Annotated in this window: 21 protein-coding genes and 1 tRNA gene; 9 read left to right on the top strand and 13 right to left on the bottom strand. The window is 35.9% G+C overall.

The window, feature by feature from the left end:
* Positions 1-144 precede the first annotated feature (144 nt).
* Entirely contained in the window at positions 145-1662 is a 1518-nt protein-coding gene (gene gltX, locus ACJJVU_RS01810) for a glutamate--tRNA ligase (protein WP_405221638.1), read from the top strand.
* A 70-nt stretch (positions 1663-1732) separates the two neighbouring features.
* Here the strand turns inward: gltX and ACJJVU_RS01805 are convergent, their stop codons facing one another.
* Positions 1733-2404: a hypothetical protein gene (locus ACJJVU_RS01805; protein ID WP_405221635.1), complete on the bottom strand. Its 672-nt coding sequence runs from the start codon at positions 2402-2404 to the stop codon at positions 1733-1735.
* 162 nt (positions 2405-2566) lie between these two features.
* Here ACJJVU_RS01805 and ACJJVU_RS01800 point away from each other — a divergent pair, with 162 nt between their 5' ends.
* Entirely contained in the window at positions 2567-3526 is a 960-nt protein-coding gene (locus ACJJVU_RS01800; protein WP_339846129.1) for an SPFH domain-containing protein, read from the top strand.
* A 77-nt stretch (positions 3527-3603) separates the two neighbouring features.
* Here ACJJVU_RS01800 and ACJJVU_RS01795 read toward each other — a convergent pair whose 3' ends face one another.
* The 4 genes from ACJJVU_RS01795 to ACJJVU_RS01780 all read right to left on the bottom strand — a co-directional run bounded on the left by ACJJVU_RS01795 (position 3604) and on the right by ACJJVU_RS01780 (position 6883).
* Positions 3604-3864 carry a DUF6327 family protein gene (locus ACJJVU_RS01795; RefSeq protein ID WP_396597688.1) on the bottom strand — a complete coding sequence of 87 codons (261 nt, stop codon included), beginning with the start codon at positions 3862-3864 and terminating at the stop codon, positions 3604-3606.
* Positions 3851-4270, bottom strand: a complete 420-nt coding sequence (locus ACJJVU_RS01790; RefSeq protein WP_339846123.1) for a hypothetical protein — start codon at positions 4268-4270, stop codon at positions 3851-3853. Before ACJJVU_RS01790 ends, ACJJVU_RS01795 begins: the two co-directional genes overlap by 14 nt.
* Before the next feature lie 21 nt (positions 4271-4291).
* Complete coding sequence (locus tag ACJJVU_RS01785) at positions 4292-4666, bottom strand: YtxH domain-containing protein (protein WP_298323380.1); 375 nt, start codon at positions 4664-4666, stop codon at positions 4292-4294.
* 180 nt (positions 4667-4846) lie between these two features.
* A complete protein-coding gene (locus ACJJVU_RS01780; protein WP_405221630.1) occupies positions 4847-6883 on the bottom strand; it encodes a glutamine--tRNA ligase/YqeY domain fusion protein in 2037 nt (678 codons plus the stop codon).
* 254 nt (positions 6884-7137) lie between these two features.
* Between ACJJVU_RS01780 and ACJJVU_RS01775 the strand changes: the two genes are divergently transcribed.
* The 3 genes from ACJJVU_RS01775 to ACJJVU_RS01765 all read left to right on the top strand — a co-directional run bounded on the left by ACJJVU_RS01775 (position 7138) and on the right by ACJJVU_RS01765 (position 7984).
* Positions 7138-7347: a zinc ribbon domain-containing protein gene (locus ACJJVU_RS01775; RefSeq protein WP_013750656.1), complete on the top strand. Its 210-nt coding sequence runs from the start codon at positions 7138-7140 to the stop codon at positions 7345-7347.
* Between the two features lie 82 nt (positions 7348-7429).
* Positions 7430-7786 (top strand): dihydroneopterin aldolase, encoded by a 357-nt coding sequence (gene folB, locus ACJJVU_RS01770; protein ID WP_108877472.1) that lies wholly within the window; start codon positions 7430-7432, stop codon positions 7784-7786.
* A gap of 127 nt (positions 7787-7913) precedes the next feature.
* A tRNA-Cys gene (locus ACJJVU_RS01765) sits at positions 7914-7984 on the top strand.
* Positions 7985-8041: 57 nt separating this feature from the next.
* On the opposite strand, the gene ACJJVU_RS01760 is transcribed toward ACJJVU_RS01765, so the two are convergent.
* The 4 genes from ACJJVU_RS01760 to rnr all read right to left on the bottom strand — a co-directional run bounded on the left by ACJJVU_RS01760 (position 8042) and on the right by rnr (position 13758).
* Positions 8042-8743, bottom strand: a complete 702-nt coding sequence (locus ACJJVU_RS01760; RefSeq protein WP_298323368.1) for a LysE family translocator — start codon at positions 8741-8743, stop codon at positions 8042-8044.
* A 152-nt stretch (positions 8744-8895) separates the two neighbouring features.
* Positions 8896-9567, bottom strand: a complete 672-nt coding sequence (locus tag ACJJVU_RS01755; protein ID WP_041295636.1) for a head GIN domain-containing protein — start codon at positions 9565-9567, stop codon at positions 8896-8898.
* A 295-nt stretch (positions 9568-9862) separates the two neighbouring features.
* Complete coding sequence (locus ACJJVU_RS01750; protein WP_405221626.1) at positions 9863-11386, bottom strand: GNAT family N-acetyltransferase; 1524 nt, start codon at positions 11384-11386, stop codon at positions 9863-9865.
* 167 nt (positions 11387-11553) lie between these two features.
* Positions 11554-13758 carry a ribonuclease R gene (rnr, locus tag ACJJVU_RS01745; RefSeq protein ID WP_405221623.1) on the bottom strand — a complete coding sequence of 735 codons (2205 nt, stop codon included), beginning with the start codon at positions 13756-13758 and terminating at the stop codon, positions 11554-11556.
* A 305-nt stretch (positions 13759-14063) separates the two neighbouring features.
* Between rnr and ACJJVU_RS01740 the strand changes: the two genes are divergently transcribed.
* The 4 genes from ACJJVU_RS01740 (at position 14064) to ACJJVU_RS01725 (ending at position 16659) form a co-directional block, all read left to right on the top strand.
* Positions 14064-14231: a hypothetical protein gene (locus ACJJVU_RS01740; protein WP_298323358.1), complete on the top strand. Its 168-nt coding sequence runs from the start codon at positions 14064-14066 to the stop codon at positions 14229-14231.
* Between the two features lie 907 nt (positions 14232-15138).
* Positions 15139-15570, top strand: a complete 432-nt coding sequence (rpiB, locus tag ACJJVU_RS01735) for a ribose 5-phosphate isomerase B (protein WP_298323356.1) — start codon at positions 15139-15141, stop codon at positions 15568-15570.
* A gap of 30 nt (positions 15571-15600) precedes the next feature.
* Positions 15601-16056, top strand: coding sequence for a GNAT family N-acetyltransferase (locus tag ACJJVU_RS01730; RefSeq protein ID WP_405221620.1), 456 nt, complete (start codon positions 15601-15603; stop codon positions 16054-16056).
* A gap of 81 nt (positions 16057-16137) precedes the next feature.
* Positions 16138-16659, top strand: coding sequence for a GNAT family N-acetyltransferase (locus ACJJVU_RS01725; RefSeq protein WP_405221617.1), 522 nt, complete (start codon positions 16138-16140; stop codon positions 16657-16659).
* Between the two features lie 3 nt (positions 16660-16662).
* On the opposite strand, the gene ACJJVU_RS01720 is transcribed toward ACJJVU_RS01725, so the two are convergent.
* The 4 genes from ACJJVU_RS01720 to rnpA all read right to left on the bottom strand — a co-directional run bounded on the left by ACJJVU_RS01720 (position 16663) and on the right by rnpA (position 20403).
* Positions 16663-17517, bottom strand: a complete 855-nt coding sequence (locus tag ACJJVU_RS01720; RefSeq protein WP_405227426.1) for an OmpA family protein — start codon at positions 17515-17517, stop codon at positions 16663-16665.
* Positions 17518-17533: 16 nt separating this feature from the next.
* A complete protein-coding gene (locus ACJJVU_RS01715) occupies positions 17534-19159 on the bottom strand; it encodes a S41 family peptidase (protein WP_405221614.1) in 1626 nt (541 codons plus the stop codon).
* Positions 19160-19223: 64 nt separating this feature from the next.
* Positions 19224-20045, bottom strand: coding sequence for a DUF4349 domain-containing protein (locus ACJJVU_RS01710; RefSeq protein WP_405221611.1), 822 nt, complete (start codon positions 20043-20045; stop codon positions 19224-19226).
* The gene (gene rnpA, locus ACJJVU_RS01705) at positions 20020-20403 is read right to left on the bottom strand and encodes a ribonuclease P protein component (RefSeq protein ID WP_013750643.1); all 384 of its coding nucleotides are present in this window, start codon (positions 20401-20403) and stop codon (positions 20020-20022) included. Before rnpA ends, ACJJVU_RS01710 begins: the two co-directional genes overlap by 26 nt.
* Positions 20404-20503: the final 100 nt, after the last annotated feature.

Genomic DNA, 20503 nt, shown 5'->3' with positions numbered 1-20503 from the left:
AACCTCTAAAGTACTATTTTATTATGTTTTAAGAGGATGTCAACATTTACAAAGATATCACTGTGAACTTCATAAAAAACTTTAAACGGTAATCGTTAAGCCTTTTTAAAGGCTTAAAAGTATCTTTGCACAAAATCTAAGACTATGTCTCAAAACGTTCGGGTGCGATTTGCACCTTCACCTACTGGGCCATTGCACATCGGTGGTGTGCGTACGGCGCTTTTTAATTATTTATTTGCAAAAAAACATGGAGGTACTTTTATCCTCCGTATAGAAGATACAGATCAAAATCGCTATGTACCTGGTGCAGAAGATTATATACGTGAAAGTCTAGACTGGTGCGGGATATCGTATGATGAGGGGCCTACAAAAGACGGTGGTTTTGGACCTTATAGACAAAGTGAACGTAAGGATAAATATCACGCTTTCGCGAAAGCGTTAGTAGACTCAAATAATGCTTACTATGCATTTGATACTGCCGAAAGTCTTGATACACACAGAAAAGATCATGAAGCAAACGGCAAGACCTTTATCTATAACTGGCACAATCGCCTTAAACTAGATAACTCTCTCATTCTATCACAAGAGGAAACAGAGAGACGTATTGCCGCTGGTGAAAACTATGTAATCCGCTTTAAGTCTCCACAAGATGAAATATTACAACTACGTGATGAAATACGTGGTGCTATGGAGATTGATACTAACATTCTAGATGATAAGGTGTTATTTAAATCTGACGGAATGCCTACCTATCACCTAGCAAACATAGTAGATGACCATTTAATGGAAATTACTCATGTGATACGTGGTGAAGAGTGGTTACCATCTCTAGCATTACACGTGTTATTATACAGAGCCTTTGGATGGGATGCGCCAATATTTGCTCACTTACCACTTATTCTTAAGCCTGTAGGAAAAGGAAAATTAAGTAAGCGTGATGGTGATAAACTAGGATTTCCAGTATTTCCGCTACAATGGGAAGATCCAAAATCAAAAGAAATCTCATCTGGATACAGAGAAGACGGTTACTTTGCAGAAGCCATGGTAAACATGCTTGCCTTTCTAGGATGGAATCCTGGAACGGAGCAAGAAATTTTTAGTCTAGAAGAACTTGTAGCAGCTTTTGACTTAAAACGTGTTAATAAAGCTGGAGCAAAATTTGATCCAGAAAAGACTAAATGGTTCCAGCAGCAGTATATGCAAGAATCTCCTGTAGCACTTATAGCAGATCAATTTATGACATTCTTAAAGGATAAGAAGGTTACCGTTACAGAGGAATACACTACACACGTAGTTGATCTTATTAAAGAACGCGCCATATTTGTAGAAGATTTATGGACATTAGGAAGTTACTTCTTTACTGCTCCAACGGAGTTTGATGAAAAGGCAGCGAAGAAAGCTTGGAAAGAAGATACTGCAGCCATCATGGAAGAGGTAAAAATTATCTTATCTGGAGTATCAAACTTTACCACTATTGAAGCACAAACAGCTCTTAAAGAGTGGATTGTAGCAAAGGAATTAGGTTTTGGAAAAGTAATGCAACCTTTTAGATTATCACTTGTGGGCGCTATGCAAGGACCTGATGTTTTTGATATTGCTACCACCATTGGTAAAGAAGAAACATTGCGACGTATAGATTATGCAATTACCACACTAGGATAACTGTTATACATCACATTATTAATTAAGGCTACAAATCATTGATTTGTAGCCTTAATTTTTTACAGATAGTTTATAAATAAAAGACAACTCCAGCAGCGATTATTGATGCATTGCCTTTAAAATCTCTCGCATTGTTATCAATCACAAGGTTTTGATCGTTGAGATTATTGAGGATGTTTGTAAATCCATATTGATATTGTAGCGTGAGTCTTACGTGTTCAAAACCTCCTGTGAGTCCTATGACACCAAAACCATTTACTCGAGATATTTCTTGTATGTCACTTGCGGTAAGAGTAGTATAACCGCTTACTATATTTGTATTTTGATTAGAATTATCTAGCTTCATTTTACTGTTAATAAGTAGTGCAGGTCCAATGTCTACTGCTAGATGGTTTGCAATTAAATTATAACTGAGTAATAGATTAAGTTGAGCACCTATAATATTATATTGAGTATCCTCACTAGTTAGTTCATCTAAAGCTGTTGTTTGAACTGTAACCGTAGTACTTAAAAAATCAATCCCGTAAACCATACCCCAGTTATTATACACATTTCCTCTAGTAGTAAAACCTGCTAGAAAACCTGTCTCTCCTTGTACATCAAAATTCTTTGTATCTATATCCATCAAAGCAGCTTTACCTTGAAGGCCTATACGATTGTAGTTACCACTGCTCTTGTAAGATTGAGCATAAATAGTTGTTGACGTAACAAGTAATAAAGCGAGAAGTGATAGATATTTCATAGGGGATTATGTAAAGAGGTTATGCTTAGTTAATGGTTCTAAGGTATAATAACTTTGAGGCAATCAAGAAACTTTTAGTTTATGTGTTACATTTTATCGATTATGGCTACTTATCTTTAAGATTACAATAATCACCATCAATAATTTTTAAAAATATCCAATATGGGACAGATTCTTTTACCAGTATTAATAGTACTAGCCATACTTATAATCCTTTCGGGGATATTTATGGTTAAGCAACAAACCGCCGCCGTTGTGGAGCGTTTTGGAAGATTTATTGGAGTGCGTAACTCGGGGCTTCAATTTAAAATTCCTGTATTTGATAAAATTGCAGGTCGTATCAACTTAAAAATACAGCAGCTCGATGTTGTTGTTGAGACTAAAACTAAGGATGACGTTTTTGTACGTCTTAAGATATCTGTACAGTTTCAAGTAGTAAAAGATAAAGTGTATGATGCATTTTATAAACTTGAAAATCCACACGATCAGATTACTTCCTATGTATTTGATGTAGTAAGAGCAGAAGTTCCAAAAATGAAACTAGATGATGTTTTTGAGCGTAAAGATGATATCGCCATTGCAGTAAAACGTGAGCTTAACGAGGCTATGTCTAGTTATGGTTTTGATATCATTAAAACGCTTGTAACAGACATAGATCCAGATATGCAGGTAAAGGCAGCTATGAACAGAATTAATGCAGCAGAACGCGAGAAAGTGGCTGCAGAGTTTGAAGCAGAAGCAGATCGTATCAAGATTGTAGCAAAAGCTCGTGCAGAAGCAGAGTCTAAGCGCTTACAAGGACAAGGTATTGCAGATCAAAGACGTGAGATTGCTCGTGGTCTTGAAGAGTCTGTAGATGTACTAAACAATGTGGGGATTAATTCTCAAGAAGCATCTGCACTTATTGTTGTGACACAACACTACGACACATTACAATCTATGGGAGAGCAAACTAACTCTAACTTAATTTTAATGCCTAACTCACCACAAGCTGGAAGTAATATGCTTAATGATATGATTACTTCCTTTGTAGCTTCTAATCAAATAGGAGAACAAATGAAAAAAGATAATGAAGCAAAAGGTATTGTTAATAAGAAGAAAAGAGACACTCAAGAAGATTAATAATTACCATTGATCTCATAAAAAAACCCCGAGAACAAATTGTTCTTGGGGTTTTTATTTATTTATAAAATAAGTCTTTACACTTTGTAGTCACCTTTCTTATTGACTTCCTTAACACGCTTGTAACCAAAAATTGTACCTAATAATTTCGTAACTACTGCTTTTTGAATTAAAGATCCTAAGACAGTTCCTAATGATGATACTGGAGAAAATCCAGAGCTCATACCATTTTTAGCTCCATTTACATTTAGTCTTACCTCCTCCTCACTTATTTGTCTTTTAAGTTTGAGAATTTTAAGATCATGCTCTATTTGTTCAAAACTACTATATTCTCTCATCAGTGTTTATATTTTGAGTTGCTACAGGAGCTACTGGTGAAACATCTGGGAGTGAATCATCACTAAAGGCAAGTTTACTGTATTTCTTAAGTAACATAGTTTCGAGAGGCTTTGCAGCAAAAAGAAATACTAAAAAGAATATTACTAAGTAAATTCCTCCTACAATAAAGAATCCTGCACTCAAGCTATCTAGAGACTCCCCTATCACAATTGAAAGGCCTATAGAAAAGAACATCATTGCTATAAGACCAAAAGTTGCTCTCAAAGCTAAGTTTGCACTACTTACTAATCCTCTCATTCCATTTTTGAACAAGCTTAGTTTGTAGTATTCCGCAGTGACTTTGGCATATTCCTGCCCGTTGTCTGTTAGTCCTTTTAAGTTATTTGTTAACTTTTCAAAAGCCATATCTGATTGGTTTCTTTTGGCTTATGATAATGCTTTCTCCACTTTGGCTACATTTTTATCTACAACAGCATCTTTTTGAAGTTTTGCATTTTGTACACGTAATTCAGCTAATTTTGTTTCTAAAGTTGAGATTACATCATCTGCTTTATGACTCGCTGTTGAAATAGAGTCGTTTAACTTTTCTTCAAAAGTTAACTTAGCTTTCTGAGCATTATCAGTAAGTGAGCTTCTTGTTTCCTTAAGTTGCTTTACTAATTTATCTTGCTCTTTCTTAGCTTTCTTAGAAAGATCTTTTCTAGTTTTAGTTCCTTTTTCTGGAGCATATAAAATTCCTGCTGCTGCACCTATTGCACCACCTAAAACTAACGCTAACAATGTATTACTTGACTTACTCATATGATTCTATTTTATATTAATAATTGGTTGAATGTAAAGATATTTTGATATGCTTCTTTTCTCCGTTAATAACCGGTTAATATCTCTTTAACCAACTCATAATCTTTGTTAAAAGTAGTCTCTTATCATCCTTAAATGAGACATTTATGCCAATAATTGTTAAAATATAGATCCTAGATATTAAAATCTAGACGCTGCTTCTTGTAATATTTCGTTGCTATCTTCTTTTGCCTTTTCAACAAATGCTTTGGCTCCTTCAATGTCATTAATAGTTTTGTTTTGCGCTTTCGCGAAAGCGTACAAACTCTCAATACCCGCAATACGAGTACCCACCTTTTTTGCCGAAGTATTAAAGAATCCTTTTACCTCATCCTCTGTTAAACCCGCTGCTAACTTTTGTATATCTGCAACAGCCGCAATACGTTTATCTTCTGGTAGATTTGCAAGTTTCTTACCTAGTTTATTAATCGTACTAAGAGCTGAAGCTTTTTGCTGTTGCTGTGGTTTTGCTTGACCTTGCGTGTTACCTTGTGCTTGTTTAGGCTTTACTTTTGCCCATGAATCACGCAAACCTACCGTTCTATTAAAAATAAGGTGATCTGCTGTAGATTCTTTATCTACATTAAAATATCCCTTGCGCTGGAACTGGAATATATCCCCTACCTCAACGTCTTTAAGACTTGGCTCAAGATATCCAGTGATTGTAGTAAGACTGTTAGGATTTATAAATTCCATAAAGTCTTTATCCTCATGACCATCAGGATTTTCATCACTAAATAGTCTATCAAATAAACGTACCTCTGCTTTAATCGCATGAGCAATAGAAACCCAATGTAGTGTTCCTTTTACATTGCGCTTAGAAGCTTCTGTACCGCTTCCAGATCTACTCTCTGGATCATAGGTACAGTGTATCTCTGTGATAACTCCGTTCTCATCTTTGATAACCTCACCACCTTTAATGATGTATGAATTTTTTAAACGTACTTCTTTATCTGTAGTAAGGCGGAAATACTTGTTTCCAGCATTTTCTTTAAAATCCTCACGTTCTATGTACAACTCTCTACTAAAAGGAACTTTACGCTCTCCAGCAGCCTCATCTTCTGGATTATTCTCTGCATCTAGCCACTCCTCTTTACCTTCTGGATAGTTAGTAATCACCAGTTTTACTGGATCTAATACTGCCATTACTCTAGGAGCAATGTTATTTAAATCCTGACGAATGTGGAATTCTAACAATGCAACATCAATCACATTCTCACGCTTTGCAACTCCTACTGCATCTATAAAATTACGTATTGCTGCAGCTGTATAACCACGACGTCTTAGTCCAGAAATAGTAGGCATACGTGGGTCATCCCATCCAGAAACTACTCCTTTTTCTACCAGTGTGAGCAACTTGCGTTTACTCATAATTGTATAGTTGAGGTTAAGACGTGCAAACTCGCGCTGCTTAGGACGTAAATCCTCACCAGAGTATACTTGGTCTAAGAACCAATCATAAAGTTCTCTGTGAGGCTTAAACTCAAGCGAACATAAACTATGACTTACCTGTTCTATATAATCACTCTCTCCATGTGTCCAGTCATACATAGGGTAGATACACCAGTCACTACCTGTACGGTGGTGATCTTTGTGCAACACACGATAAATAATAGGATCACGCATTAACATGTTCACATGCGCCATATCAATCTTTGCACGTAAAATATGCTCTCCTTCCTTAAACTCACCCGCTTTCATTCTAGCAAAAAGGTCTAAGTTTTCTTCTACCGTACGATCACGGTAAGGTCCAGGCACACCAGGTTGTGTAGGTGTTCCCTTCTGCTCTGCCATTGCCTCACTAGATTGAGAATCTACATAAGCTTTTCCATCCTTAATAAGCTGGACAGTCCAATCATATAACTGCTGGAAATAATCACTTGAAAAACACTCCTTATCCCATTGATACCCTAACCAAGAAACATCTTCCTTGATAGCATCGACATATTCTTGCTCTTCTTTTGCTGGGTTAGTATCGTCAAAACGTAAGTTAACCGGTGCCCCGTACTTCTCCCCTAGCCCAAAACTTATACAGATTGCCTTACAGTGACCTATATGTAAATACCCATTAGGTTCTGGTGGAAAGCGAAAACGCAAATCCTCTTTAGAATAGCTCCCTTTAAGGTCTTCTTCAACAATTTGTTCTAGAAAATTCAATGATTTATTATCCTCTGTCATGATGTATGATTGTAAGGGTAAAATTAATCAATTTGTAGTTGGATTTAATAAGTGTTTTAACTGATGTTTTTATTGCTTACGCGAAAACTTGAAATCATTATGTATAAGCATTCATACAAACCATTGTACTAGGTAACTCTCTTACCAAGCATAGTATCAAAAGCTGTTGTTTATAACTGGCTTATGAGGTTTAAACTGTCGTTGTGTAACATTTTAAAAAAATAGACACTCATCTATTATAACAACAATACACTATGAAACCACTTAATTATACTTGCGTAAAATGCCAAAACCATACTTACAAAATAGGCGAAATGCGTGCTACTGGTAGTTTTCTAACAAAATTGCTCAATATGCAAACAGAAAAGTACAGCACAGTAACATGTAAAAATTGCTCATACACGGAGTTTTACAAGGCCAAAACTGGAGCACTTAGTAACATTTTTGATTTGTTTGGAGGATAAGACAAGATTAAACCTCGTGTTTTAAAAATGCAAAATCATGTTTTGAGTTGTAACTTTGGACACTTATAAACAATACCATATCATGGGAAAAATAAGAGTAACAAACATACGTGCATACGCCTACCACGGCTGTCTTTCTGAGGAAACTGCCATAGGATCAGACTACAGAGTAGACGTAGAGATTGAAGCAGATTTATCAAAAAGTGCACAAACAGATAAACTTGCAGACACGGTAGACTATGTATTGCTTAACCGTATTGTAAAAGAAGAAATGGCAATTCCTTCTGCATTACTAGAAGTAGTGTGCGAGCGTATTTTAGTCCGATTTTTTAAGGAAGAAGCTCTTATACAGCTAGCTACGGTTGCAGTATCAAAAGTAAATCCTCCTATAGGTGGAGATGTAGAGATGGTTACTGTAGAGCGTACTCGAGTACGTTAATACCTTTATTCTCAGAGGTAAAACGAGTTAAAAATTCGTAAAAAGAATTTGTATTATTTATAAAGAAAAAAAAGAATATCTCATTTCGATATTTGTCAGTACTATTCCTATATTTGCACCCACATAAGGTGTCGTGGCCGAGTGGCTAGGCAATGGTCTGCAACACCATCTACAGCGGTTCGAATCCGCTCGACACCTCAAAAAGGAACTTCTAACGGAGTTCCTTTTTTTTTGTTCTCTATTGTAAAGACTTAATTAATGGATGGTGTCTGGCTTGATTTCTGGAATCTCTTGAAAACGTTCCATCTCTTGCTGGATATTAAACTCATCTGAAGGAACAAAACCTTTTGTTACCAGTACAAGACCACAAAAAATAAGAATAAGACCTAAAACCTTTTTTACTTTAAAAATTCTGCGTGGTGTGAGGTAACGCTTAAGTTGCTTTGCGAGTATTATTTTACCTAAATCCGTAACGAGATAAGCACCTATCATCCCTATAAAGAAACCTAGTAAACGGTCACCATCATTCTCTACCGTAGGACCTACAATTATTAAGATTCCCAACCAGAAAACAAGTACTCCTATATTGATAAAGTTGAGTAAAAATCCTTTTATAAATAGCTGTAAATAACCACCTTTCTTCACTTTGGCTCTGTTAGGATCAAGTGCATCTCGGGTAGGTTTTTTAAGATAAATGGTAAGTCCGTACACAATTAATATCGCTCCTCCAAAAACATAGAGACCCGGCTGGTTGCTTAAATTTTCCAGTAGTTGATAACTACTTAAATATGCAACTACTATAAACACGATATCTGCAATGATAACACCTATATCAAAGGTAAGTGCAGCTCTAAAACCTTTGGTAGCCGCCGTTTCTAGTAACACAAAAAATACAGGGCCTATCAAGAACGCTAAGAAAAATCCTAGAGGTATAGCCGTGTGTAAATCTTGAAACATATAGAAAGTGCTTTACACAAAGTTAGACAAAAGCATACAGTAAAAAGAAAAGGATGCCTACGTATGTAAACATCCTTTGTATATATCTATTGATTAATAATTTAAAGTGCTTTCAAACCTGTTATAGAAGATTGCACTATGATCATAATAGCTTACATTATTTTGATACGCCCTCCAAAAGTACGACGACGCTTCACCTCTGCTGGGTTACCATAAATTACTATATCTCCACCTGCTCTTATTGTTAGATCTGCTAGTTTACTCGCATAGGCTTCTACTTCTCCTCCTGCTTGTACAAATATCTCGGCTGTTTCTGTTTCTAGATCTCTACCCTCATAGATGCCTCCTGTGTTCACTTTAACCTTTTGTAGGGTTGCTTGACCACTTGCTTCTATAATACCTCCTGTAACGGCTCTTAAATGCGCTTCTTTTACAAGTAAGCCTACTTTTACACGAGCACCTTCTTGCATTTTAATCTCAATCTTGTCTTGTTCTATGAGTTCATTTGAGGTAATTACAGCTCCTTCATTTCCATCTATTACTTGCAGGTTATTGTAATGCACATGTACAAAGGTTTTGTTTCCATCAAAAATAAGATCGAGATCCATTTTGATTTTTAATGTTCCATCCTTGTTTACTACTTGTACCTGGCTTACATCTTCACCCGTAATAATTACTTTATTCTCGGTAGACTTTACAAGATTTACTACAATGCGATCGTACACTTTTACTTCTGTAAAATCTCCTACGTCTTTTGTAACTGGATTTTGAGCAAATGCTGTTGCTGTAATAACTAGCGCTACTATCGTATATATAAATTTCATATTCATTGTTTTTGTTTGATATAGAGACACAGCTATTAATAGATTGTTACAGTTTACAGCTTAATGCCTCTTCCCTTTCCATGTTCCACCATAGGTGTAACTTTCTTTATAACGATGTTTATCGCAACATGTTTCACATATAAAAACCCACTCTTTGGCGTGATTTAACCTTGCTCTAAAAGCTACAGTTATTTCTTCATTGCAAGTATGGCAGTTCTTTGTTTTAATATCAAATTCTTTATGAAACAGTTCTTTGTGAGATGTGTTACGCTTTCGCGAAAGCGTATTTAAAAATCTATCTTCTTCTTAACTCAAATAAATCTTTACGACGATCTCTTAGGTTCTTAACAGCTCCAAACTGGTTGAGGTTACGTAATAAGTCTATATCACAATCTGCAATAAGAATCATCTCTGTGTTAGGTGTAGCCTCTGCCTTAATCCCGTTTGCTGGAAATGAAAAGTCACAAGGAGTAAACACCATAGACTGTGCATACTGGATATCCATGTTATGCACCTTAGGTAAGTTACCTACACTACCTGCAATGGCAACGTAACATTCATTTTCAATAGCTCTTGCTTGTGCGCAGTTACGTACTCGAGAGTATCCGTTTTGAGTATCTGTAAGGAAAGGAACAAAAAGAATATCCATACCGTCGTCTGCAAGAATCCTACTTAGTTCTGGAAACTCAGAATCATAGCAAATTAGAATTCCTATTTTACCACAGTCTGTATCAAAAGAGTGCAGTTTATTACCTCCTTGCATTCCCCATACTTTTGCCTCATCTGGAGTTACGTGAAGTTTTTCATAACGTTCTGTACTTCCATCTCTACGGCATAAATAACCTACGTTGTATAGTAAATCATCTACCACTTCTGGCATACTACCTGTAATGATATTGATGTTATAAGATATTGCTAACTGTGAAAAACGATTTTTAATCTCCTCAGTATGTTTTGCGAGCTCACGTATTGCTTCTGAAACTGGTAGGTGATTATTTTCTGCCATAAGCGGAGCATTAAAGAACTCTGGAAAGAGTGCAAAATCTGATCGGTAACCAGATACTGCATCTACAAAGTACTCTGCTTGCTGCATGAGCTCTTCAAGATCTTTATACAAACGCATTTGCCACTGTATTAAGCCAAGTCTTACTACCTTTTTTTGTGTAGCTGCAACAACAGATTTTTTCTCGTAGTAGATGTTATTCCACTCTAGAAGTACGGCAAACTCACCTGAGTCTTCATCACCAGGTAGATATCCTTTTAAAATCTTAGCAGGGTGAAAATCATTATTAATCTGGAAGTTTAATACCGGATCGTGGATTTCTTTGCGTTTTACCTTCTCAATATATTCCTTAGGAGTTACAGAATCTGCGTGTTTGTGGTAGTTAGGAATACGTCCTCCAAAGAGAATTCCTTTTAAGTTTTGCTCCTCACAAAGTTCTTTACGATAATCGTATAATCTTCTTCCTAAACGTAAACCTCTGTATTCTGTCTTAATAAAAACATCGATACCGTATAGAATATCTCCATCAGGCTTATGCGTATTGAATGTATAGTTACCTGTGATTTGTTCATAAGTATGAACACTGTCAAAAGTAGATTCATTGAGTTTTATAGAAAGCGCGCAACCTGCGAGTTTTCCATCAATTTTAATTACTACTTGACCTTCTGGAAACTTATTGATGAGTGCAGTGATTTGCTTCTCATTCCAGTACATGTCTGGCATATTAGAATACGCCTGTATCATTGCACTTTTAAGTTCTTCGTAATCGTTGAGCGTAAGATATTTAAGCTCGATATTTTCTATGGATGTTGACATGTAGTATGGTTAAGAAGATCGATTTTTAATTCTTCTATAAGATCACAAAATTAGTGCGCTTTTTCTTAATAATTTGCTAAACTTTTAAGAATAATTAATAGCATAAAAAAAACCATCACACTTATGATAGTGTGATGGTTTAAACTTTAATATAAGTAATAAGTTACCTACTGATGCAACCCTTCCTTTACACCCACAAGTGTAAAATCAAGATGCTTCTTCACTAGATCTGCTTCTTTTACTTTTACTATTACTTCATCTCCTAGAGTAATCTGGTTACCAGATTTCTGCCCTATTACAGAGTAGCTATCTTGATCAAATTCATAGTGATCACCTTTAATATCTCTTAAGCGCACCATTCCTTCACACTTGTTTGAGATTATCTCTACATAAATTCCCCATTCTGTAACTCCAGAAATAACACCTACAAACTCTTCATCCTTATGATCTTGCATGAACTTAACTTGCATATACTTGATGCTGTCTCGTTCTGAACTTGTAGCTAGCTGCTCCATTTGTGAAGAGTGCTTACATTTTTGCTCATACTCTTCTTCACTAGCAGATTTACCACCATCAAGATAATGCTGCAATAATCTATGCACCATTACATCTGGATAACGACGTATAGGAGATGTAAAGTGACTATAATAATCAAAAGCAAGACCGTAATGACCTATATTTTCTGTAGAGTATACTGCCTTACTCATGGTGCGTATAGCAAGTGTATCTACCATGTTTTGCTCCTTCTTCCCTTGTACATCTGTAAGAAGTTGGTTTAAAGAAGAGGTCGTAGTCTTACGATCTTTTAAGTCTAATTTATAACCAAACTTCCCTATCACTTTTTCAAGAGATGCTAGTTTTTCATCATTAGGCTCGTCGTGTATTCTGTATACAAATGTCTTTTTAGGAGCTTGCTTTCCTATAAATTCAGATACTTTTCTGTTTGCAAGTAGCATAAACTCTTCAATAAGTTTATTTGCATCCTTAGAGGTTTTAAAATAAACGCCTTCTGGATTCATATCATCATCCAGCTTGAATTTCACTTCTACTTTATCAAAAGAAATAGCTCCATCCTTCATGCGCTGGCGACGCATGATTTTTGCAATTCTGTCCATTTCTAATGTTGCTTCTACAAGCTCATCAGATACTTTATAAGCTTCTCCGGTAAGAGATACTTCGGCTGGGATGAGGTTTGATCTGCTTTCTATGATTGCTTGTGCTTCTTCATATGCAAAGCGGGCATCACTATAAGTTACAGTACGTCCATACCAAGAATCTACTATTTTTCCAGAGTCTGCTTTCATTTCAAACACTGCAGAGAATGTATACTTCTCTTCATGAGGTCTTAATGAACACGCACCATTACTCAATATTTCTGGTAACATAGGTACTACCCTATCTACAAGATATACTGATGTTGCACGCTCATAAGCTTCATCATCTAGTATCGTTCCCGGTACGAGATAATGACTTACATCTGCAATGTGAATTCCTATCTCATAATTACCATTCTCAAGTTTTTGAAAACTTAATGCATCATCAAAATCTTTTGCATCCTTAGGATCTATGGTATAAGTGAGCACATCACGCATGTCGCGACGTTTTGCAATTTCGTCTGCTTTTATAGACGTATCTATCTTATTTGCAAACTCTTCTACCTCTTCTGGAAACTCATATGGAAGTCCATATTGAGCAAGGATAGAATGTATTTCTGTATTGTGTTCTCCTGGTTTTCCTAAGACCTTTGTAATTCTTCCAAAGGGAGAATCTGCCTTATCTGGCCAGTCTTCTATAGTTACCACCACCTTATCACCATCTTCTGCCTTGCCCAGCTTTTTAAGCGGTACAAAAACATCGGTGTACATCTTGTTTGACTCAGAAGTAAGTACAAAAGCAAACTTCTTTTGAAGTTTTACCACACCAACAAACTCTTCAGTTTTGCGCTTAATTATTTTTGTAATCTCTCCTTCATGCTTCTTACTACGGCGCTGGCGGTAAATATATACCTCTACTTCGTCACCATTTAAAGCTTTATTTAAGTGATGCGGTGGTACATAAATGTCTTGTTCGAGATCATCTACCATCACATAACCTCCACCTTTTCCAGATACATCTAGAATTCCGGTGTGGTAATTTTTATTTGAAGCAATCTTAAACTGGCCGCGTTCTTCTTCTATAATCTGCTCTTTGGCCTTAAGTTGCTGTAAGTGTTTGATAATTTGGTTGCGGCTGGATGGATCGTCTACATCAAGTTTGGCCGCTATTTGTTTGTAATTGTAGGTTTTTTGGTGATCGTCTTTTAATATTCTAACGATTCTTTCTGAGAGGTTTGATATTTTTCCTGGTCCTCTCCTTCTCTTCTTGCTATTCATCTATTTTATTTCTGTCACAAAATTAGTCCTAAAAAGCTCAACTATAGCTTTTATGTTAAAAATTTAAGGTTTAGTAACGTTTTGTATACTTTAATTTGTTTTTATACGCTTTCGCGAAAGCGTACTTTAAAGATATAATATCTAATGCAACTCTTATACCGTTTTTACACAGTCTCACAACCCTAACAAGATCTATACTAAAGTTTAACACTCTAATTTTAACAAAATATTAGTATTATCTTAATAAAATCTTAATTTTGCTGTAACGTTTTGATTTTTATTACGTCTTTAAGTAGATGACAACTATGAATACCTCCAAATTAATACATAAAAACACGATTCTGCTCCTTGCTATATTCTTAGTAGGGGTAATCGTTGCTGTGGTATATATCAATGCAGCTTTTGAAGAGGAAACAAATAGCCGTCATACTACAGCACCTGCTACAACGAAAGGAGTTTCTTACCACTCATAAATTTCATTTAAGCTTTTCTTTTAAAACGATTCCTTCTTCTTTTTTACAAAAGATAGAAGAATATACTCATGCCTTCATCTTTCTAGTATTTTCCTTTTCAAGTATACAGAAAGTCAAGTACTACGCTTTTAAAAATAAATCACTTCAGGATAATCAAAAGTAGTCACTCCCATTTTTTCATTCAATTGACTAAAGAGAGCTTTCATTTTACAGAATTCAATTTTTTAAATTTTAGATGTTATTCACATATATATATATATCATTTGTTTTCTTTTAAAATTTTAAAAAATAATGATGCTTATTATATACTGTGAATAGCGGTATAACTTTTAAGAAGGAATATTGTAAATATCACTTTTTGATAGTTGTTCACACCTTATCATACAGTTATGATATTGTTTTTCTACTGAAAACATGAGGTTTATGAATCACTATTAACAAATGTTGATAACCATAGATTATTACAAATTGCTCATAAGTCGAGTTATCAACTTATTAAAAATCGGCTCTTTTTGTGCTCATAAAATTGATCACTATTAAGCAAAGAAAAATTTGGTTCGTGTACACTAAGTCTAGTATTGTTTTTTTAATCTTAATCTGCAAGTAGAGTTATCATTTACCGTCAAAAGTTATTGACAAACGCTATCAACAGGTATTCAAGGGTTATTAACAATAGTCTAGAATTGGAATATTTGATCCCTAATTATGACAATTCACTATGTAAATACTAAGTTAAATAACTATATGTTAGTTACTTAACGTTATTAACAATTGTCGTGCTTTATACCATAATGTAGTTAAGAGCTATCACTCACCTTATTGTTCATATAAGAAGGATATCACGTTACCACTTATTTATAAAACGAGAATGCTATTCCTTAACTTTGATGTGTAAAACAAACGTACTATGAAAATCTCTATAGGTAACGATCACGCAGGAACCAGTTATAAGAATCTTATTGTAAATTTTTTAAAAGAAGCTGGACATACCGTTAATAACTACGGTACAAACGATGATGGAAGTGTTGATTATCCAGACTTTGGACACCCTGTCGCTAGCGATGTAGAAAAGGGTGAGGCAGATTTTGGGATTGTAATTTGTGGTAGTGGTAACGGTATTGCCATGACTGTTAATAAACATCAAGGTGTAAGAGCAGCATTATGTTGGATTAAAGAAATTGCAGTGCTTGCACGTGAGCATAACAACGCAAATGTAATAGCAATTCCTGCCAGATATACTTCAGAAAATCAAGCACTAGACATGGTTAAAGCTTTTCTCGCAACAGATTTTGAAGGCGGACGCCACCAAAGACGCGTAGATAAGATAGCTTGTAAATAACTCAAAAAAAATTCGCTGCGCGATATACATATGGAAGAAGCTGCCATTCATTTTATTATAAAGAAGTACGAGTTTATAAGTAGAGACGAGTTATACGCCATACTACAGCTCAGATCTGAGGTTTTTGTTGTAGAACAAGATTGTGTGTACCAAGATATAGATGGTAAGGATGACAAAGCGGTACACGTTCTAGGTTATAAAGACGACCAACTCATTGCTTACACACGTATTTTCAAACCAGGTGCATACTTTAATCAAGCCAGTATAGGTCGCGTTCTTGTAAAAGAAAACCAGCGAAACTTTAAGTACGGTTATGATCTTATGAACGCATCTATAGAAGCCGTGCATAAATACTACGATGAGCGCATTATAAAAATATCTGCACAGAAGTACTTAAAAAGCTTTTACAACAACCTAGGTTTTAAAGAACAAGGAGCAGAATATCTAGAAGATGGGATTCCTCACATTGTGATGATCAGAACATAAAAACAACGTATAATTATTGAGATAATTATATGGTTGAGTTACGCTTTCGCGAAAGCGTAAGACGTTTAATAAAAAGCTATAATGATGACTCTCAAAACTTTTGAAACAGAGCGATTATTACTTATACCTACTACAGTAGATGACGCTCCATTATTTCTTGAATTACTCAATATGCCTAAATGGCTTGAGTTTATAGGCGATAGAAATGTACACAATCTTATAGAGGCTCAAACCTATATCAAAACAAAAGTGCTTCCGCAGTACGAACGTCTTAGTTATGGCAATTATACGGTAATTAGAAAGGCTGATAATGAAAAATTAGGCTGCTGTGGTCTCTATGACAGAGAAGGTCTAGATGGTGTAGATATAGGTTTTTCTTTTTTAGGAAAATTTGAAGGAAACGGCTATGCATATGAAGCTGCAACTTGCTTAAAAAACGCCGCCTTCAATATATTTAAGATACCTACACTAGGGGCCATTACCATGGAAAGTAACATCGCCTCCCGAAAATTACTAGAAAAACTAGGCCTTAGCTTCACAAAAAATATAGAGCTAGAAAACGAAGAACTGATGTATTATGAGCTTGAAAATGAAGGACTGTAACAACTACTTCTTAGCCTTTACCTTCTTGATATAAGTTACATAAATTTCCACACGCTTATCATCTGCCGGGTCACCACCTAGTGGAAACCTACTCCCGAAACCTTGATAACGCATGCGTTTTTTGGCAACTCCTTGATCTGCGAGATAATCATAAATGAACTTTGCTCTTGCTTCAGAGAGATTGCGCTTGCCAGTTTTAAGATTGATACCATCCCGACCGTGATCTACACAACACACATGACCTTGAATCTTAAATATGATTTCTGGATGTTCTTTTAAGTATTTGGCTAGTTTTTTTAAATCATTGTATGACTTCCCGTGTATGTAGCTATAGTTGGTTTTAAAGAGGATGTTTTTAAGCAAAATACGATCTCCTTTGGCTATAGTGTCTTCTTCGTAGTTTTTATAGCGATCTATTTTGGTCGTGATTTCTTCAGCCACTTCTACTTCTTCTGGAGTAGCCTTACGGGCTTGTTTTAGAGAAACGATAATTTCTACTTTTCGATTAAGTTTACGTTGTATCTCGCTTCCCGCATCATCTAATCTGGTGAGTAAAAGCTCTCCCTTTCCATCAGAATTTTTGATAATTGTGTCTGCAACACCTTGCAACATAAAAATGTCCTTAATGGTATTTGCGCGATCTTGCGAGAGACGTTTATTATAGGCATCTGTGCCACGATCATCACAATAGCCATAAATAGATATATCTTCTATTTTATCCTTAGGCAGCGATGCGATAAAGCGATTTAAAGACGCTAACTCCGTTTTAATAAGCGCCGATTTATCTGTGTCAAAAAAGGTTTCATGAGTGCGATCTACTTGCGCACTTGCAGAAAGTACACAGAGGTAACATGCAATATGTAAGGCAGGAAACTTAATAATTTAGAATCTTACTATAGCGTTTACTATCATTGAGCACAGTAGTCGCTTCTTTAATTTCTGTATTGTTAATAAGCTGGTATTCATACAGTCCGTCACGATAGAAGTATCGTTTTACAATCTCATCAATCAGTAAATTTTGAATCTCTTCTTGACGTTCATCTATCGCTTTATTTTTGGCTTGTGCAATAGCATTGTCTAGTTGTGAGTATGCAGATTGTACTTCTTTTTTAAGATCATCTTTTTCTGCTTGAAGAAGCGCTTTTGCAAATGCTTTTTCAGTCTCGGTCTCATAGTTAAAACCTGTACGTGTCAAGAAGCTTTTAAAATCACTAAAATCAGCCTGAGACCATGAGAATTCGCTCATATCGCTGTATTGATGCTTATAATAATAATCTGTAGCATATTCAAAAATAGCATTATCCTTAAGTAATGCCGTAGTCACAGGACTAAGCTTTGCAGATGATACTTGAATGTCTGGTAGTACACCACCACCATCAAAAACCTTACGACCGTTCTTAGTTTTAAACTCGTTATAATCTTCAGAATTCGTACGCACGGCATTACCATCATTATCACGATTCCAGTAATCTAACGCTTGGATACAACGTCCAGAAGGCGTGTAATATCGCGATATCGTAATCTTTACAGAAGTTCCATAAGTAAGAGGCTTAGGACGCTGTACAAGGCCTTTCCCAAAGGTTCTAGCTCCCACAACTACCGCGCGATCATAATCTTGTAAACCACCAGATACAATCTCAGATGCAGAGGCAGATCTACCGTTTACAAGAACTACGAGTGGTATTTCAATATCCACCGGTTCTTGCTGGGTTACATAGGTTTTATTATACTTTTTTACAACAGACTTTGTCGTAGTAATAAGCGATCCTTTAGGTAAAAATAGATTACAGATATTGATAGCTTCACTTAGTAATCCACCACCATTACCACGTAGATCTAGAATGATTTTTTTTGCCCCATCCGTCTTTAAACTTACGAGCGCATCCTTCACTTGGCTTGATGCTTTTTTACTAAAAGTAGTAAGTACGATATACCCAGTATCTCCATCAATTAATTTTGAAAACGGAACCGCATCAATCTCAACAGAAGAGCGTTTTATCGTAGTGGTATTCGTTTTTCCTTGACGTTCATAAGTGATAACGACCTCACTGTTAGGCGCTCCTTTTAATAAATCTCCAGCATCTCCGTCCATATCTGCAACGGTGATATCTCCTATTTTAAGGATATTGTCACCCGCTTTTAATCCTGCTTTATCTGCTGGATATCCTTTCCGAGGTTCAACAATGGTCATTTTATTAGCTACGTTTCTTACCGTTGCTCCTATACCAGAGTAATCTCCAGAGCGATTAATTTTGGCATCTTCTACCTCTTGCTCAGTCCAGTATTTAGTATAAGGATCAAGATCTGCCAGCATCCCTTCTATTGCACTATCCATCAATTCTGCAGGGTTAGTCTCATCTACATAATTCATGTTAAGCTCCTTAAAAAGCTCTGTAAAAATTTCGATTTGCTTTGCAATTTCAAAAAAGTCACTTTTAAAACTTACCGTTCCTATACCAATCGCAACCGCAATGATGGGGATGAATATTTTCTTTTTCATAATCTTTTATATCTGTAGTAGACCGTAACTGTGAGTATAACGCTTTCGCGAAAGCGTACGTATATTATTTACTTTTCTTTTTTATCCAGCGACGCACAAAAAACGTGCTTACACTTAACAAGATAAGAAATGGCCAAAGATGCAACAAACCTAAAAAGAATACTGAAACACCGTTCCAGCCACTTTTAAGGGCATTCATCATTTTTGAACCATAGGAGTTTGTGACCTTAGTCGCCACCTCGTTCTTATAAAAATGTATGTGTAGTGTACTGAGCGAGACTTGGCTTTGTAGATATTTAAGTCTTCCTTGTTTTGCTTCTATTTCTTCTCTTATTTCTGCGAGTTCGCGTTCTATCTCCAGGATTTCCTTGACATTTTTTGCCTTAGAAAGTAAGTTGATGTAACGATCTTCTAGCGCTCGCTTTGCTTTAAGGCGGGCGTTGAGGTCTACAAATTCTTCTGTAACGTCTTTTTGAGAGATAGTCTTCTCGTCAAAATATGCTACACCTTTTGAAATCTCATCAAGTGCCATCTGGAAATTACGAGTAGGAACACGTATCGTAAGATTTTGAAAAACGCCACCATAGCTTTCTTTACCAGAATTATCATTCTGTATATATCCTTCAGTCTTTTTTATAACTGTAAGAATATGTGCGTGCGTTGCCGCCATATCCTGAGTTTCAAAACGTAGATTTCCTGTTTTGATAATTTTTTGTGTAGTGGCTTGAGTATCTGGAGCAGTTTCCTCAAGTACTATTTCATCAACCTCCATATCGTCATAAGACTCGTATGCTAGTCCTGGTTCGCTAGTGCTAGAAGTACCGTTATTAGCATTCTCACATGAAAGAATGAGTAAAAAACTAAGAAGTAGTAGGAGCTGTCGCATCGTTAAAACGTTTTATAAGTTTGACCATTGCCTTATGAAGAACTGCTTGCGGGACTTCCTCTTGGCCTGTATATAAAATAAGCATCGCAAATGTCGTGCCTTTTGTATCTATAAGGTCTTTATGTAAACGATAGGACTCTCGCATTAAACGTTTTATGCGATTACGAGAAACAGCCAACTTAAAATTACGCTTAGATACAGAGACTCCAGCTTGGACCATGTAAGCATCAGTAGATAGTGGGGTCTCTATATAAACCATCCTAAGCGGAAAAGACTTTACAGACCTTCCCTCTATAAAAAGGGTGTCTATCAATTTTTTAGACTTTAATTTTTCGGCTTTTGGATAAGTGTGTGGCATTGTGGGTAAAGGTAGGAAATAGATTTACAGAGTTTATAAACTTCAATGTCTAAAATAATAACAAGTGCATCTTTAATCGATGAAATACAACATGCTATAG

Origin of the sequence: Dokdonia sp. Asnod1-B02 (genome assembly GCF_045063955.1) — a bacterium.
In the GTDB taxonomy this organism is placed as follows: Bacteria; Bacteroidota; Bacteroidia; order Flavobacteriales; family Flavobacteriaceae; genus Dokdonia.
The sequence above is the reverse complement of the archived record's forward strand: the minus strand, read 5'-3'. Positions and strand labels throughout refer to the sequence as shown.